Source organism: Mycobacterium sp. 155, from assembly GCF_000373905.1.
Classification (GTDB): Bacteria; Actinomycetota; Actinomycetes; order Mycobacteriales; family Mycobacteriaceae; genus Mycobacterium.
This window is the reverse complement of the sequence record NZ_KB892705.1, coordinates 3,693,119-3,709,596: the sequence shown is the minus strand read 5'-3', so window position 1 is coordinate 3,709,596 and position 16,478 is coordinate 3,693,119. Positions and strand designations below refer to the sequence as shown.

The window sequence follows — 16,478 nt, the reverse complement described above, 5'->3', positions numbered from 1 at the left end:
TCGAGTCACCCGGTGGCGGGCCGATTACGATCGAGTCTCCGCACAGCATTGGCGGGCGATCCACGTCCCATGGTGGTGAAATTTGGCGCAGAATCAGGCGTAGTCGACGGCGGAGACTGGTAATGACATACGGCGGGTACGGGAGTGGACCGGTAGGCCCGTACGGCAACGATCCGTTTGCCGGACCAGGCGGAGGCTTTCCTCCACCGGGCTTTCCGGGCGGGCCCGGAGGCCCGCCCGGCTTTCCCCCAGGCCCTCCGCCCGGTTATCCGCCTTATCCGCCGGGCCCACCTGGGTACGGACCGCCGCCGGGCCGGACCAACGCGCTGGCGACCCTGTCGATCGTTTTCGGGATTGTCTTCGCACCTATCGGCGCGGTATTGGGCCATCTGGCCTTGTCCCAGATCAAGAAGACCGGCGAGAAGGGCCGCGGACGTGCCCTGATCGGTCTGACAGTGTCCTACCTGATGATCTTCGTGGCGATCATCGCACTCGTGGTGTTCCTGGTGTCGCATAAGAACAACTCGTCGTCGACCACGACGACCACCACGACCACGACGTCTAAGACCACGATGTCGAAGGCCCCCACCAAGCGGTCGACGCCGCGCACCACTGTGTCGGCGCCTCCGCCGGTGCCGCAGACCGTCGCAGTGGGGGACCTGCGGGTCGGTGACTGTGTCCGCATCCAGGAATTCGGCACCGATCCCGACAATCCGAACGCGACGGCCATCACGATCACGCTCGCTCCATGCGCGCCGGGGCCCGACGTCTATCACGTCGATGAGGTGAGCAAGGTGCAGGGAACATGCCCCGGGGACACTCTGTACGACACCGATAAGACGACGTTCGTCTGCGTTTCCCAGTACCGCGGCTGACATGCGCCGCACTCAAGAGCGAGAGGTGCTGATGCATGGGTAGGAACGAACGCGCGAAGATCGTCATGGCTGATGACGAGATCACCGAATTCATCGAGCACAGCCGGACCGCGACCATGGCGACACTGCAAGCTGACGGCAGGCCGCACCTCGTCGCGATGTGGTACGCGGTGCTCGATGGTGAGATTTGGTTCGAGACCAAGGCCAAGTCGCAGAAGGCGGTGAACCTGCGCCGCGATCCGACCATCACGGTGATGATCGAGGATGGGCAGACCTACGACACTCTTCGCGGGGTATCCATCGACAGCCGTGCCGAGATCGTCGACGACCCGAAAACCCTACTGTGCGTGGGAATCAGCGTGTGGGAGCGGTACACCGGCCCCTATACCGAGGAGATGCGGCCGTTTGTCGACCAGATGATGAACAACCGCGTCGCCGTGCGTGTGGTGCCGGTCCGGCTGCGCAGCTGGGATCACCGCAAGTTGGGCCTTCCTGCGATGCCTGTCGGTGGCAGCACCGCGCAGTACCTGGGTGGAGAGTCCGGTGTCTAACCCGTCGGGTGGGGCCGCGGCTTGAGCCGCGCGTTCGGCAGCGGCGGAGCCGGTAGCCGTCCGATGCGGCCGCGGTACCCAGCCACGTCGCCGAATCGGACATCATTGGCCTGCCACAGCTCGCGGTAGGCGGCGACGTCCTCGTGGCTGCGTCCGACGAAGTTCCACCACATCACCAGTTCCTCGGGAAACGGGGTGCCGCCGAGCAGAATCAGCCGGGCCGGGCCTCCTCCGCGGTTGACCAGATGCAGCTCCTGGTGGCCGGGCCGCTGGTAGGCGAGATCGGCCACCGCCAGCGATGATCCGGCCACCTCGACATCGCCTTCGTCGAGAAGCACGCCGTGTTCGAAGCTCGGGTCGACCTCCAGGCTCACGGTGGCGCCGGGGGCGACGTCGAGTTGGGCGCCGAGCAGCGGCGTGAAGGTGTGTACCGGCGATCGTGAGTCGGCCAGCTCGCCGAGAAATACACGCAGGGTCGCGCCGGCGACGTTGCGAGCCGCTGGTGTGTAGTGGGCGAAATCGCGGGCGGTGTCCCGGTCAGAAGCGGGCAGGGCCACCCAGAGTTGCACGCCGTGCAGGATGGTTGTCGCCGAGGTGGATACCTCGGAGTGGCAGATGCCTGCTCCTGCCGTCATGAGGTTGAGCTCACGGGGGTGGATCATGGCGTGCACGCCGGCGCTGTCGCGGTGTTCGATCTCGCCTTGGAAAAGCCAACTGACGGTTTGCAATCCGGTGTGCGGATGCGGCGGAACGTCCATGCCTGTGCCGCCACGGACGTCGTGCGGTCCGTAGTGGTCGGCAAAGCACCAGGCGCCAATGAGCGACCGGTCCCGTTGCGGCAGCGTGCGCCGCACCAACAGTGCCCGCGGGCCGCCGAGCGGTACCTCACGGGAGTGCAGAATTCCGGCGAATGCCGAAGCCGCGCAGGTGACTTCAGTGGGTGCGACGTCGGTGTTGCTCATAGCTGCCACCGTAGTGCGAGGACGAAGTTGATCGCCTGCTCGATGCGGTAGTCGCCACGCTCCATCGCTGAAGCAAGTCGGGGACGGTGCCGACACTGCGCCTCGCGGCGAGTGGTCGCTCGAAGCGACGGTTTTGGTGTGGGGCCCGGGGCAATGCCCGGCACCGTCGCACGCATCAACAGCACGCCCCGGGCCCCTATTCCTCCCCCGTGTGGAACTGCTGCCCTCCCGCCGCCGTCCCCTCGAACTCGGCGGCGAGAAGGCAGGAGATCAGGCGGCTTCCGGGAAGATCAGCCGGGTCTTGCGGACGGGGTAGCCATTCCGCTCAGCGAGCGAGCGCAGTTGCTTGAGTGCGAACGCGCGGCCGCGACCACCTTCAGGAACCACGATCCCGGCCCAGAGCCCTTCGGCACGGGGCAGTTCGCAGGCCTCCCTGGCGCACATCCAGCGGCGTGGGCACTCGCGGCAGATCACCTTGGCCTCTTCGTCGGGCGTGGAAGTCCACCGTTCCGGGTTGGCGGTGCAGACGCCGAGCGGGATTCCATTGGCCATCAAAGCGGTCATTTCTATTGCTCCCCTCGTAAGAACTGTGCGGGTGTCCCGCGGTGAGGGGAACGCTATAGCAAGAACCGTAGCAATGCAACGTTTTAAGATGGATAAAACCGTTGCGGCGCTACGAAACTGTGTTGGATCCGGAAGCAATAGTAAAACTACGTAGTTGTGATTACCTGTGTGAACAGTGTAAATAGCAACCGAAGCAGTTCGAGTACACGCCGTAGCGCCTGCACGGCCGATACGAGACCGAGCTGTAGCAATAGTTCGGTTAGATAAAAGATCCAGAGCCCAAGACGTAGCGGTGCTGCAGTATGCGGTTAGAATCGACAGGTCCACGCAGCCAAGACAGCCGCTCTAGCGCTCCAGCTCATTCAGCTAAGGAACCCTCCGGAGATGACCGATGCGGAGTTCGATCTCGCGACCGGTGAGTTCGACGTCGGCTTGATTCGCGCCGGAGCGGCTGCCGCCGCGCGACGGCGCGAACTTGACATCAGCCAGCGCAGCCTGGCCGCCGACGGTGTCATCAATGCCGGTGCACTGATCGCCTTCGAGAAGGGCCGCAGCTGGCCCCGTGAACGCACCCGGCTGAAGCTGGAAGAGGTACTGCACTGGCCACCGGGCACCATTGCGCGGCTGCGCCAGGGCGCACCGGTCCCGGGGCCCGAACCTGCGATACCGCCTCCACCCGCCGCGAGCGTGCCGGCCGAAGCTCCCGCGGCTGCCCCGGTGAATGCCGAGGTGCCGCTGATCGCCCAAGCGGTGCTCACCGCCGCCAACACACTTGGCTCGACCATGGACGCCATGCCGCCCGCCAGCGATCCCGCTTTCATTCCCCGGGTCACGGCCATCCTCGCCGACCTGCGTCAGCTCGAGGCGGTCGCATCCCGAGCGGCCCGGATCAGCCAGGTCACCCCGGCGTTGATCAAGGCGCTCAGCGCTGTGCGCCACCAGATCGACGAGTTGACCACGCGGGCCGCAGCAGCACCGGGGGCCACGCTCGGCCAACGGCTGTACGTCGCACGCCGGCGCGCGAACCTCACGATCGAGGAGACCGCTCAGGCAGCAGGCGTCCCCGAGGATGTCATCACCCGTGCCGAGACCGAGCATCCGGTCGACGCCGCCGCGGTGCACGCGATCGAGGCACTGATCAGCGCCATGGCCTGATACCCGGCCTGATATCGCGAGCGCTCAGAAGCGCTCCCGATGCCGATCGTCCGAGGACGGGAAGTGGTCGGCGAGCGCCGCGGCGATTTCGAGGAACTTCTGGCGTGCGGCCGGTGTCATCACCCGGGTGCCCTCGATCACGCCACCGGGACGCAGGTTGCCATCGAACGGCACCTCGACGACAGTCTGGCCCTGTCCGGCGAACTGCGCGGCCAGGATGGATCGGGTCCGTTTGTCCGCGTGACCGTCGGAGTCGTTGAGCACGACGACAGTGCGTTGCAACAGGCTGGTCATCCCTCGATTGGCCAGCCAGTCCAGCGTCTGCCCGGCTGCGGCGGCACCATCGACCCACGGGGAGGACACCACGATCAGGGCGTCCAGGTCTCGCAGCACCTCCTGGGTCACCGGGGAGTCCATCGTCGAGCTGCAGTCCACCACCGAGATGGAGAAGTGCCGGTCGAGCCGGGTTGTCGCCTCGCGGTAGATCGCGGCGTCGAGGACGCGACGCCGGGCGGGGGTCGCCTCGCCGGCGAGGACGAACAGACCCGCGGCGTTGTTGCCGACCCGGCTACGCACGTCGGCGAAGGTGTCGAGGTGCTTGTCGGAGGCCAGTTCCCAGTACGAGCCCTGGGCTCGAGGGTCGACGCGGCTGCCCAGCTTGCCGAACGCGGTGTCGGCGTCGATCGCCACCACACGGTCGTCCTGGCGCAACTCGGCGAACACCGAGCCGATGCTTGCCGAGACGGTGGTCTTGCCGACGCCGCCCTTACCCATGACACCGACCTTGTAGTGGCCGCGCAGGACGCCCCTGATCTTGGCCTCCAGCTCAGCCTGGCGCGTGTCCTCTGGGGACGGTCCGGGGTTGAACAGCCCGAAAGTCGCCTTGTAGAGCAGCAGTCGCCAACCGCCGGCCGGCGGCTCGCGGCGTGGCGGCACCAGGTCGTTGACCCGGATCCGGTCGGCGTAGGACCCCGGAACCGTCTGCGGCGCCGGCTGGCCGGTGCCATGCGGCGCGAATCCACCCTCGGCAGGCCACGGCGACCCGGGTGATGGCACGAACGACTGAGGCGGTTGCGGCCCGGGCCCCGTTGGTGTCGGCGGCGCCGAAGGGATGGGATGCGGGTGCACGATCGGCGCCTGAGGTCGCTGTTGGTGCACCGGCCAGCCGGGCTGCTGTTCCCAGTGGCTGCTGTCGAACCTGCTCGGTGCCGAGGGCACCTGACGACCGTCGTGCGGTGGGGGTGCGGGAGGTACCGGGTGCTGAGCTGGTTCGCGGAAGCTGCTGCGTGCCTGCTCCGCTGGGGGAGCCTGCGGCGGTTCGACGGCCTCATGGTGCCCGGCGCGCGGCCCTGGCTGGGGCGTCGGCCCGGTGTCCGATTCGAAATCGGTGTCTTCCGACCCCGTCCAGCCAAGCTCTCCATGCAGGGTGTCGTCGGGGTCGGTCACGACGGAATCTCCTCAGGTAGTCACGCGACGGCTATTTCGACCGGCCTCAAGTATCGACTACGGCACCACCTCACCGCACCCGCTGGTGACGGCCCCTGTCCTTCGCGGCCGCGGGGCGCGGGCGATGGCCCGTCGTCGTCAATCCCATACCCGCTGCCCAAGGGGTCGCAAGACAACATATTTGGGTCGAATTTGGTGCTCAGGCGGGCCCTTTGGCGCTGGTAACGTCTCGCGCCGAGGGGGATCTGCGCATGGGGTTGATGGGCGATATTGCTAAGACCGGTAGTGAACTGATCGAGCAGCGCGAGGGGATCCTCGGCGCCGGCCGGAACGTCATCGAAGACATGAAGGTCACCACGGGCACTGGTGCACCCGACAACGGCGGCGCTTTCGGCACCGGAGCCGAGCAGCTCGGTGAGGCCGGCGACACGCTGAAGTCGGCGTTTCCCGATGACTCGTGGACAAGCAGCGGATCCGTCGCCTACAGCGCACGCAATACTGAGCAGCTGAGCCGCACCGCAGCGATGCTGGAGGCCGATCGTGCGGTCGCGGCCGTGCTCGCGCGCGAATCGGACCAGATCTGCACGACGCGGCAGAACCTCGATGGCCAATCGGACTGGCTGGCCGACATGAGCCCGGTCACGGCCGCCATCGCCGGTATCCCGTATGTCGGCAAGGCCTCGCAGACCGCAACCGAGATCGCGATGGTGGCGAAGGCACTTGGGGTGTCCACCGATCAGATACTGACCATGGGGCAGAACGTCGAGGTCAATGCCGCCGAGCTGCGGAACGCCGTCGCGAAGTATGCGGACATCGCGCGTGACGCCGGGCCCAGTACCGAACCCCGCGAGACAGACTGCGGCGCCTCGGCCCCGGCGCAGCCACGCAGGGACGAATCGGCCCAGCCGGACCCGGCTGCCGGGGCCGCTGTACCAGTGGAACGACCTGAAGCCACGCAACAGGCCGCTATGGGTGCCACGCCGGAGGTGACGGCGGGCACCGCGATCGGCTCAATCCTCGGTCCGCTCGGCGGCATCCTGGGCGGTATCACCCAGGCCGCATCTCAGGCGCTGCAGGCGGCGGTAGCGACCGCCGCGCAAGCCGCCCAAGGCGCCACCCAGGCCGTCGGCCAAGCGCAGCCATCGTCAGCAGGTCTGGACACACTGGCCGACAAAGCCGACACGGCAGGCGATGACGAGAGGGAGAAGTCGGAGAATGACGACAAGTCCCCGAAAGACGAGAAGAACCACGAGACCGCGGCGACGGCAACTGCCGACAAGACTGAAGAGCGCGGCCAGAATGGCATGCTCGATACCGGCGACGTCGTCACAGACGCTGCAGGCCCAACCGACAAAGGCGCAGCCAAGACGTTGCCGCCAGATCTGGCATCGGGTGAATTCAGCGGTGGTGACGGCCGTGCGGGGGCCCGTGCCGAAGTGGAACAGGATGAGGCTCAGCTAAGTGTTCCTGCGGCAGTTAGATTGGGTGCAGCTCTTCCCGGATCTACGGCCGTGACTAGGACGTAGATCCGGGAAAAGAATCGAGGGGGAATTCATGTCGGGAGATTTGCGTGTCACCACCGCACACCTACGCGAGCTGTCCGCCAGGCAGGAGCGTGCTGCCGGGGCATTGATCACCGCAACCGACGTCGTGACCGGCGTCGACAGCGCACTGCGCTGGACACATGGACCGATCTCGTGGTCCGCCGCCAGCGCGGTCGAGGTCGCCCAGAATGCTCGCCGGATCGCCGGCCATGGCATCGCCAGGTTGTCCGAGGACTTGAGCGAGAAGCTGTCCGCGGCTGCGCGGCGTTACGACCACACCGACGGGGACCGGGCCGACAGTCTGAAGGTGCACACCGACTGTTTCGACCATCTTGTGGAGCAAATCCGATGACGTCGGTGCACGGGGCTGATCGCGGCGCACCGCATTACGACGACGTCGTCGGGATCGAGGTGACCATCGACGGCATGCTGGTGATCGCCGACAAATTGGGACTGGCAGATTTCCCGCCGTCACTCGGTATCCGGCTGAATATCCCGCAGGTGGATCTGCGCCAGATCGTCTGGGAGCAGGTTGAGCGTGATCTGACCGCGCAGGGCGTACTGGACGTATTCGGTAACCCGCATCCTGAAGTCGCTGCCATGCTCGACACCCTCAGCAGGGCGGATCGCGCCTTGGAAGGGCGTTGGTGGCGTCGCAATCTCGGTGGCAAGATGATCCGATTCGTGGTGTGTCGTAAGGGGACTCGACACGTCGTGTGTGCGCGGGACAACGAGATGTTGGTGCTGCAGCGGGTAGCCCCCCAGGTCGGAATGGCCGGAATGGTGATGACAGTGCTCGGCACCGGTAACCCCGCCAACGTCGAACCGTTGACCGGCGTCGCCGACCAGCTGGCCAAATGCCGTACAGCTGACGATCTGATCGGCTACGGCATTCCGCCCACCTCGGCCCGCGCGTATGCGGGCATCATCTCCGAACCCGAGAGTTGGGTCGAGATCGTCGCGTCCGAACGCCTTCCCGGTGGGACCACCGCCCAATCAGACGTCGCAGCAGGCGTATTGGACTCGGCCCCGGGCCGGATCGTCTCGATCCCCCGCAAGGTCAACGGCGAGCTGTACGGCAGCTTCCTGTCCGGTACGCAAGACAACCTGCAGCGTGCCCTGGACGGTCTGCTGGAGTTCCTGCCGTCAGGTGGCTGGTTCGACAAGACCGATTCGGATAGCTCCTATCTTCACTGAGAAAGGCCGCCACGGTGGGTGAGTCTCCGCCATACGACCGGGACTACGAATACGACGATCACGATGAGGACGACGGTCAGGACATCCTTTCGGCGCTCGATTCCGCATACCCGGAGCAACCCGACGACGAGTCGGACCCTGATGTGCCGATCTTCAGCGTCACCAACCCGCCGGGAACCGTGACGGTCACCGCGTACATGGACGGCCGCGTGCAGCAGATCGACCTGTCGCCCAGGGCCGTCGACATGACCGAATCCGATCTCGTCGACGAAATTCTCGTGATCGCTGACCTGGCTACGCAGGACGCACGCGCGGCCCAGTACTCGTTCATGCTCGAAGGAATGCGTGAACAGGGGCATGACGATTTCGCGACGCGTGACTTCCTGACCCGTGATCTGAACCTGCCGACGCCCGAACAGTCCGATGCGGCTCGGGCCGAGATCTTCGCAACCCGCTACGGAGGAGAAAATGGCTGACCATCTCGCAGGCATGTTCGGCAGTGCGGTGGGGATGCTGGCCAGTTCTCCGGCCCGTGCCCTCGAGCTGTTCACCGAGATCACCAACTATGAGGAATCGGCGTGTGACGCCTGGGTCGGTCGGATTCGCTGTGGCGACACCGACCGGGTGACGTTGTTCCGGGCCTGGTACTCCCGGTCGAACTTCGGCCAGCTCGCCGGTGCCGCCGAAGTCTCGATGAACAGCCTGGGTGCGCGGATCCCGATCGGAGGCGGGTTCAGCAAGGACATCAGCTACCCGGTCAACTCGCCGTTGGCGATCACGATGGGCTTCGCCGTGCAGGAGGCGGCCGAGGGCAACTACGCCGATGCGATGGAGGTCATGGAAGCGGCGCCCGCTGGAGGCGCGGAGTACCTCGTGGCGTGGGTCAAGGCGGTCATTTACGCCGCTGCGCAGCGCTGGACGGACGTCATCGACGAGGTGCGCGGTGCCAGCGCATGGCAGGACAAGTTCCTCACCGCGGCGGCGGGTGTTGCGCACGGTGTCGCGGCGGCCAACCTCGGCTTGTTCACCGAGGCCGACCGCAGGCTCACCGAGGCCAACGACACTCCGGCCGGCCAGGCGTGCGCGCCTGCCATCGCCTGGTATCTGGCGATGGCGCGACGCAACGAAGGCAACGAGGAATCGGCCCGGGTTCTGTTGGAATGGCTGCAAGCCAACTTTCCGGAGCCGAAAGTAACTGCTGCCCTTAGGGATCCAACCTACCGGCTGACGACCACGACGGCCGAGGCGATCTCCTCGCGCAAGGATCCGTGGGATCCGAACAGCGTTGTGGCCGATACCTCCGGCCGGGAGAAGCTGCTTGCCGAGGCGCAGGCAGAACTCGACCGTCAGATCGGTCTGAGCCGGGTCAAGGAACAGATCGAGGCCTACCGGGCCGCGACGCAGATGGCCAGGATCCGTGCCGCGCGGGGTATGAAGGTCGCCCAGACGTCCAAGCACATGATCTTCGCCGGGCCTCCGGGTACCGGTAAGACGACCATCGCGCGCGTGGTGGCCAACAGCCTGGCCGGGCTCGGGGTGATCGCCGAGCCGAAACTGATCGAGACGTCACGTAAGGATTTCGTCGCCGAGTATGAGGGGCAATCGGCGGTCAAGACGGCCAAGACCGTCGACCGGGCACTCGGCGGTGTGCTGTTCATCGACGAGGCCTACACGCTGGTGCAGGAGCGCGACGGGCGGGCCGATCCGTTCGGCACTGAGGCGCTGGACACGCTGCTGGCCCGGATGGAGAACGACCGGGACCGGCTCGTGGTCATCATCGCCGGCTACAGCAACGACATCGACCGGCTCCTGGAGGCCAACGACGGTCTGCGATCGCGCTTCGCCACTCGTATCGAATTCGACTCCTACGCTCCTGAGGACATCGTCGAGATCGCGAAAGTCATTGCCAAATCCAATGATTCACAGCTTGACGATACCGCTGCCAAGCGGGTGTACGAGGCGGCCGCGTTGTTGAGCCAGCGCAGGCTCAACGGAAAGCCGGCCTTGGACATCGCGGGCAACGGGCGCTACGCGCGGCAGCTGGTCGAGGCCGGCGAGCAGAACCGGGACATGCGGCTGGCCCGCACCTTGGACTTCGACAGCCTGGGCGTTGAGCAGCTCAGCGAGATCAACGGCGAAGACATGGCATCGGCGATCTCATCTGTGCACAGTCGGCTGAACATCGACGAATAGGCGAGAGCAGGCGATGGCAGGGTTTCGACTCACCACAAAGATCCAGGTCAGCGGCTGGCGGTTCCTGCTGCGCCGGGTCGAGCATGCGATCGTGCGCCGCGATACCCGGATGTTCGACGATCCGCTGCAGTTCTACAGCCGCGCGGTGTCCACCGGCGTCGTCATCGCAGTCATGGTCTGCCTCGGCGCAGTGGCGCTGGCCTACTTCAAGCCGCTCGGCAAGCGGGGGAGTGACACCCTGGTGGTGGACCGCACCACCAACCAGCTCTATGTGATGCTGCCCGGCTCCGATCTGCTGCGGCCCGTGTACAACCTGACCTCGGCGAGGTTGGCGCTGGGGCATGGCGACGCGCCCGCGATGGTCAAATCCGAGGAACTGGATCGTATGCCGAAGGGTCAGCCGATCGGCATCCCGGGCGCACCGTACGCCACCCCTACCGGTACACCGGCTTCCACCTGGTCGCTGTGCGACACCGTGACCAAGCCGGAAAGAGCTGCGCCAGAGCTGGAAACGTCCATCCTCATCCGGTCGCTGGTCACCGACATGTCGGTCGGGCCGCTCGGTCCGAGTCAGGGCATGCTGGTGTCGTTCAAGGGTGATAACTGGTTGGTCAACGAGATCGGCAGGCACGCCATCGATCTGGCCGACCGTGCCGTGACCTCAGCCGTCGGGATTCCGGTCACTGCCAAGGCCACGCCGATCTCGGAAGGACTGTTCAATGCGCTGCCCAACATGGGGCCGTGGCAGTTGCCGCAGATCATAGCCGCGGGCGCGCCGAATACCGTTGGGCTGCCGGACAATCTGGTCATCGGCTCGGTGTTTCAGACCGCCACGGAGTCTGGCAAACAGCATTATGTCGTGCTGCCGGACGGGGTCGCGCGTGTCAACGACACCACGGCAGCGGCCTTGCGTGCGAGCAACTCCTACGGCCTGATCACCCCGCCCACCGTCGAGTCCAGCATGGTCGTGAAAATCCCTGAGCAGGTGTATGTTTCGCCGTTGCCCGCCGAACCGATGACTATTCTCCTGCGCCAGGACGACCCGGTGCTGTGCTGGGCCTGGCAGCGCGAACCGGGTGATCAGTCCGCCAAGACCACGATGATCGCCGGGCGGCATCTACCCGTCTCGTCGTCTGTGAGGGATACCGGCGTCAAACAGATCGAAGGCGACGCCACGGTGTACATCGACGGCGGGCAGTTCGTCCGCCTGCAGTCCCCCGATCCGAAAGTCGGAGAGGGCCTTTTCTACATCGATCCCCAGGGTGTGCGGTACGGGGTGGCCAACGCCGATGCCGCGAAAAATCTCGGTTTGGGAGCGCCGGTCAACGCCCCCTGGCCCGTGGTGAGCCTCCTCGTGGAGGGGCCGGTGCTGTCGAAGGACGCGGCGCTGTTGGAGCACGACACCCTGCCGTCGGATCCCAAACCGCGCAAGGTGAAGGACAAGACAGGCTCATGACGACACGGAAATTCACCCCGACCATCAAGCGTGGTCCGCGCCTGACACCCGGTGAGATCAACGTCGCACCACCCGACGACCTCGGCATCGAGATACCGCCTTCTGGTTTCCAGAAGGCAATGCCGTGGGTGATGGGCGCCTGCATGATCGGCATGATCGCGATCATGGCCTTCACCGGCTTCCGGCAGCTGTCGCCGTACATGCTGATGATGCCGCTGATGATGATCATGGGCGCATTCGCAATGATGTCCGGCGGCGGTTCGGGCGGTAAGAAGGTCCCCGAGGTCAACGCCGACCGTAAGGAGTACCTGCGTTACTTGGCGGGCCTGCGTACGCGTGTGACTTCGTCGGCATCAGCGCAGGTCGCGTTCTTCAGCTACCACGCCCCACACCCGGAAGACCTGCTGTCGATCATCGGCACCAGTCGGCAGTGGTCACGGCAGACCAACGGCAACCCCGATTTCTTCACCGCCGCCCGGGTGGGCATCGGTGCCGAGATCGCCGTCGACCGGCTGCTCAAACCGAATACCAGCGGGGAGATGTCCGGCGGCCAGGCGGCGCCTGCGCCGCACCTCGAACCCGTCAGCCATATGTGGGTGACCAAGTTCCTGCGCACCCACGGCCTTGTGCACGATTGCCCGAAACTCGTTCAGCTGCGCACCTTTCCGACGATCGCCGTGGGTGGTGACGAGGCCGGCGCCGCTGCGCTGCTGACTGCGATGATCTGCCACCTGGCGGTGTTCCACCCGCCGGACCTGCTGCAGATCCGCGTGCTCACCGAGGATCCCGAGGATCCCAAGTGGTCGTGGCTCAAGTGGTTGCCGCACGTGCAGCACCAGACCGACACCGATGCCGCAGGCTCCACGCGGATGGTGTTCACCCGCCCCGACGGACTTGCCGACCTGACCGCGCGCGGGCCGCACACCGCCGACTCGGCACCGGGCGGCCCGTACGTCATCGTCGTCGATCTCACCGGTGGCAAGGCCGGGTTCCCGGTCGACGGCCGGGCCGGCGTCACGGTTCTCACCCTGGGCAATCACCGCGGCTCGGCGTACCGGCTGCGGGTTTCTCCGGACGGCGAGACGGAGGACAAGCTGTCCAATCAGCCCTACCGGGAGGTGGTTCGGGTCACGGACCGGATGACCCCCACGCAGGCCAACCGGGTCGCGCGCAAGCTGGCCGGCTGGTCGATCACCGGAACGATCATCGACAAGAACGTGCGCGTGCAGAAAAAGGTCTCCAACGAGTGGCACCACCTGGTGGGTGCGCAGTCGGTGGAGGAGGTCACCCCGGCGCGCTGGCGGATGTTCACCGACACCGACCGCGACCGGCTCAAGATCCCGTTCGGCCACCAGTTGAAGACCGGCGAGATCATGAGCCTCGACATCAAGGAAGGCGCCGAGTTCGGTGCAGGCCCGCACGGCATGCTGATCGGTACCACCGGCTCGGGTAAGTCGGAATTCCTTCGCACGTTGATCCTGTCGCTCGTGGCGACCCACGACCCCGATCAAGTGAACCTCCTCCTGACAGATTTCAAAGGCGGTTCGACGTTCCTCGGTATGGAGACGCTGCCGCACACCGCGGCCGTTGTGACCAACATGGAAGAGGAAGCCGAACTGGTCAGCCGTATGGGTGAAGTGCTCACCGGCGAGCTCGACCGCCGCCAGTCGATCCTGCGTCAGGCCGGGATCCAGGTGGGGGCGGCCGGTGCGTTGTCGGGTGTCGCCGAGTACGAGAAGCACCGCGAGCGTGGCGCCGACCTGGCGCCGTTGCCGACGCTGTTCGTGGTGGTCGACGAGTTCGCCGAGTTGCTGCAGAATCACCCCGACTTCATTGCGCTGTTCGACAGGATCTGTCGCGTCGGTCGGTCGCTGCGCGTGCACCTGCTGTTGGCGACCCAGTCGCTGAACACCGGCGGCGTCCGGATCGACAAGCTCGAACCGAACCTGACGTACCGAATCGCCTTGCGTACCACCAGCTCTGCGGAATCGAAGGCCGTGATCGGTACTCCCGAGGCGCAGTTCATCACCAACAAGGAAAGCGGTGTGGGCTTTCTGCGGGTCGGTATGGAGGATCCGGTGAAATTCCGCAGCCTCTACACCGGCGCCAACTACGTGCCGGCAGACCAAGACAACGGCGACGGCGATGCCAAGCCGCGCGCCCAGCGGCAGGCGGCGATTCGGATCCGTCAGTTCACGACGGCACCGATCCTCGACGCGGCGGGAGCGGCGCGATGAGTACCGACGCCGAACCCAGGGTCCTCCGCGAGGTCGTTCTTCGGCAGCTGGCCACCGGCGAATCGCGTGCCTACAAGATGTGGCTGCCCCCGTTGGCCGATCCGACGCCGGTCAATGAGCTGATCGAACGTGATTACCAGCGCCAACCGCTGCGCTTCGCGCTGGGCATCATGGACGAGCCGCGCCGGCACCGACAGGAAGTGTGGGGCGTCGACGTTTCGGCGGCCGGTGGGAACATCGCGATCGGCGGTGCGCCGCAGACCGGCAAGTCGACCTTCCTGCAGACGCTGATGCTTTCGGCCGGGGCCACGCATTCGCCGCGGCAGGTGCAGTTCTACTGCATCGACCTCGGTGGTGGTGGCCTGATGTATCTGGAAGATCTGCCGCATGTGGGCGGTGTGGCCACCCGTGCCGAACCGGACCGGGTCAACCGGGTCGTGGCCGAGGTCAAGGCGGTGTTACGGGCACGCGAGCAGATGTTCAAGCAGCATCGGGTGGGCTCGATCGCCGCTTACCGCGAGATGCGCCAGGACCCCGAGCATGCCGCATATCAGGACCCGTTCGGTGACGTGTTCCTGGTCATCGACGGGTGGCCGGCGTTCGTCGCCGAATTCCCCGACCTGGAACCGGTGGTCCAGGACCTTGCCGGGCAGGGTCTGGCCTTCGGCGTGCACGTCATCATCTCGACGCCGCGGTGGACTGAGCTCAAATCCCGTGTGCGCGACTATCTCGGTACCAAGATCGAGTTCCGCCTCGGCGATGTGAACGAAACCCAGATCGACCGGATCACCCGGGAGATACCGGTCAACCGGCCGGGCCGGGCGGTCTCGGTGGAGAAACACCATCTGATGATGGGCGTGCCCCGGCTCGACGATATGCACAGCGCCGAAGGTCTCGTGGCGGCGATCTCGGCGGCCGTGCAGCACGTGTCCGAGCTCCACAGCGAGCAGGCGCCCCAGGTGCGGGTGCTACCCGAGCGGATCTATCTGCATCAGCTCGATCCGAACCCACCCGGGCCGGATTCGGATTACCGGACCCGCTGGACGGTGCCGGTGGGAGTGCGGGAATCGGATCTCGCGGTGGCCTACAACCACATGAACGTGACGCCGCATCTGCTGATCTTCGGGGCACCCAAGTCGGGTAAGACGACTATCGCGCAAGCGGTTTCGCGGGCGATCTGCAGCCGTAACAGCCCGCAGCAGGTGCGGTTCATGCTGGCCGACTACCGCTCGGGTCTGCTCGATGCGGTGCCGCAGAGCCACCTGCTCGCTGCCGGTGCGATCAACCGGAACAACGCGTCTTTGGAGGAGTCCATCAAGGCGCTGGCGCAGAACCTGCAGAAGCGTCTGCCTCCGCCGGATCTCACCACGGCGCAGCTGCGGGCCCGGTCGTGGTGGAGTGGGCCGGACATCGTGCTGCTGGTCGACGACTGGCACATGATCGTCGCGGCCTCGGGCATGATGTCGCCGATGATGCCCCTGTCGCCGCTGTTGCCGGCGGCCGCCGACATCGGCCTGCACCTTGTGGTGACGTGCCAGATGAGCCAGGCGCACAAGGCCACCATGGACAAGTTCGTGGGTGCCGCGTATGGCGCAGGTTCGCCGACGCTGTTCCTCTCGGGCGAGAAGAACGACTTCCCGTCACGTGAGATCACGGTCAGGAAAAGGCCACCTGGCCAGGCATTCATGGTTTCTCCGGACGCCAAAGAAGTCATTCAGGCGGCATACATTGATCCCCCGGAAGAAGATCCGCCGGAAGAAGAAGTGTTCGCACCACCCCTACAGGGCGGTTAGTATTTATTCAACGCATTTAGCAACGCTGGCGGCAGGCCGCCAGCAAAGGAATCGGGGGACGGATTCCTTAACGGACTGGCAAATTGCAGCCGGGCTGTTCATGGGGGGCATGTCCTTGCGATTCATATCGAACAAGGGAGAACAGCAAATGCAACCGATGACGCACGATCCGGGTGCCGAAGCCATCGCTGCGCAGGTTATCGCAAATGCGGCTCGTGGTCTCGCCGGTGGCACCACAGCCACCGCCGCTGTGACCGCGCTGGTGCCCGCGGGCGCCGACGAGGTTTCGGCCCTGGCTGCGATGTCTTTCGCAAGCGAGGGTGTCGAGGCTCTGACGGCGAACACGTTCGCGCAGGAAGAGCTGACCCGGGCTGGTGCGGCGTACACGGAGGCCTCGGGCATCTACAACGCTGTCGACTCGGCTCAGGCGAGCACGCTCTAACTCTCGTTCGGCATTCGTCTCCAACAGATAGGTTCAGCCAGCGATGGTCCCGGTACTGCCTGC

The 16,478-nt window shown here is 65.6% G+C and carries 15 protein-coding genes; 12 read left to right on the top strand and 3 right to left on the bottom strand.

What is annotated here, in order from left to right; translation table 11 throughout:
- The first annotated feature begins 122 nt into the window (after window positions 1-122).
- Together B133_RS0117650 and B133_RS0117645 are read left to right on the top strand one after the other, a co-directional pair.
- Window positions 123-875 (top strand): DUF4190 domain-containing protein, encoded by a 753-nt coding sequence (locus tag B133_RS0117650; RefSeq protein WP_232423320.1) that lies wholly within the window; start codon window positions 123-125, stop codon window positions 873-875.
- 35 nt (window positions 876-910) lie between these two features.
- A complete protein-coding gene (locus tag B133_RS0117645) occupies window positions 911-1,426 on the top strand; it encodes a PPOX class F420-dependent oxidoreductase (RefSeq protein WP_018602910.1) in 516 nt (171 codons plus the stop codon).
- On the opposite strand, the gene B133_RS0117640 is transcribed toward B133_RS0117645, so the two are convergent.
- Together B133_RS0117640 and B133_RS0117635 are read right to left on the bottom strand one after the other, a co-directional pair.
- Window positions 1,423-2,388, bottom strand: a complete 966-nt coding sequence (locus B133_RS0117640; protein WP_018602908.1) for a pirin family protein — start codon at window positions 2,386-2,388, stop codon at window positions 1,423-1,425. The genes B133_RS0117645 and B133_RS0117640 overlap by 4 nt on opposite strands.
- Window positions 2,389-2,658: 270 nt before the next feature.
- Window positions 2,659-2,952, bottom strand: coding sequence for a WhiB family transcriptional regulator (locus B133_RS0117635; RefSeq protein WP_018602907.1), 294 nt, complete (start codon window positions 2,950-2,952; stop codon window positions 2,659-2,661).
- A 384-nt stretch (window positions 2,953-3,336) separates the two neighbouring features.
- Here B133_RS0117635 and B133_RS0117630 point away from each other — a divergent pair, with 384 nt between their 5' ends.
- A complete protein-coding gene (locus B133_RS0117630; RefSeq protein WP_018602906.1) occupies window positions 3,337-4,107 on the top strand; it encodes a hypothetical protein in 771 nt (256 codons plus the stop codon).
- Between the two features lie 24 nt (window positions 4,108-4,131).
- On the opposite strand, the gene B133_RS0117625 is transcribed toward B133_RS0117630, so the two are convergent.
- Complete coding sequence (locus B133_RS0117625) at window positions 4,132-5,553, bottom strand: MinD/ParA family protein (RefSeq protein ID WP_018602905.1); 1,422 nt, start codon at window positions 5,551-5,553, stop codon at window positions 4,132-4,134.
- 212 nt (window positions 5,554-5,765) lie between these two features.
- Between B133_RS0117625 and B133_RS0117620 the strand changes: the two genes are divergently transcribed.
- The 9 genes from B133_RS0117620 to B133_RS0117580 all read left to right on the top strand — a co-directional run bounded on the left by B133_RS0117620 (window position 5,766) and on the right by B133_RS0117580 (window position 16,415).
- Window positions 5,766-7,079, top strand: a complete 1,314-nt coding sequence (locus B133_RS0117620) for an EspA/EspE family type VII secretion system effector (protein ID WP_198291011.1) — start codon at window positions 5,766-5,768, stop codon at window positions 7,077-7,079.
- Between the two features lie 28 nt (window positions 7,080-7,107).
- Complete coding sequence (locus B133_RS0117615) at window positions 7,108-7,449, top strand: ESX-1 secretion-associated protein (RefSeq protein ID WP_018602903.1); 342 nt, start codon at window positions 7,108-7,110, stop codon at window positions 7,447-7,449.
- Entirely contained in the window at window positions 7,446-8,294 is an 849-nt protein-coding gene (locus tag B133_RS0117610; protein WP_018602902.1) for an ESX secretion-associated protein EspG, read from the top strand. The genes B133_RS0117615 and B133_RS0117610 overlap by 4 nt, the downstream gene beginning before the upstream one ends.
- Before the next feature lie 14 nt (window positions 8,295-8,308).
- A complete protein-coding gene (locus tag B133_RS0117605) occupies window positions 8,309-8,770 on the top strand; it encodes a YbaB/EbfC family nucleoid-associated protein (RefSeq protein WP_018602901.1) in 462 nt (153 codons plus the stop codon).
- Complete coding sequence (eccA, locus tag B133_RS0117600; protein WP_018602900.1) at window positions 8,763-10,487, top strand: type VII secretion AAA-ATPase EccA; 1,725 nt, start codon at window positions 8,763-8,765, stop codon at window positions 10,485-10,487. Before B133_RS0117605 ends, eccA begins: the two co-directional genes overlap by 8 nt.
- 13 nt (window positions 10,488-10,500) lie before the next feature.
- Window positions 10,501-11,943, top strand: a complete 1,443-nt coding sequence (gene eccB, locus B133_RS0117595) for a type VII secretion protein EccB (RefSeq protein ID WP_018602899.1) — start codon at window positions 10,501-10,503, stop codon at window positions 11,941-11,943.
- Window positions 11,940-14,180 carry a type VII secretion protein EccCa gene (gene eccCa, locus B133_RS0117590; RefSeq protein WP_018602898.1) on the top strand — a complete coding sequence of 747 codons (2,241 nt, stop codon included), beginning with the start codon at window positions 11,940-11,942 and terminating at the stop codon, window positions 14,178-14,180. The genes eccB and eccCa overlap by 4 nt, the downstream gene beginning before the upstream one ends.
- Window positions 14,177-15,973, top strand: a complete 1,797-nt coding sequence (gene eccCb, locus B133_RS0117585; protein ID WP_018602897.1) for a type VII secretion protein EccCb — start codon at window positions 14,177-14,179, stop codon at window positions 15,971-15,973. The genes eccCa and eccCb overlap by 4 nt, the downstream gene beginning before the upstream one ends.
- A 148-nt stretch (window positions 15,974-16,121) precedes the next feature.
- Window positions 16,122-16,415: a PE family protein gene (locus tag B133_RS0117580; protein WP_018602896.1), complete on the top strand. Its 294-nt coding sequence runs from the start codon at window positions 16,122-16,124 to the stop codon at window positions 16,413-16,415.
- The last annotated feature ends 63 nt before the right edge of the window (window positions 16,416-16,478 follow it).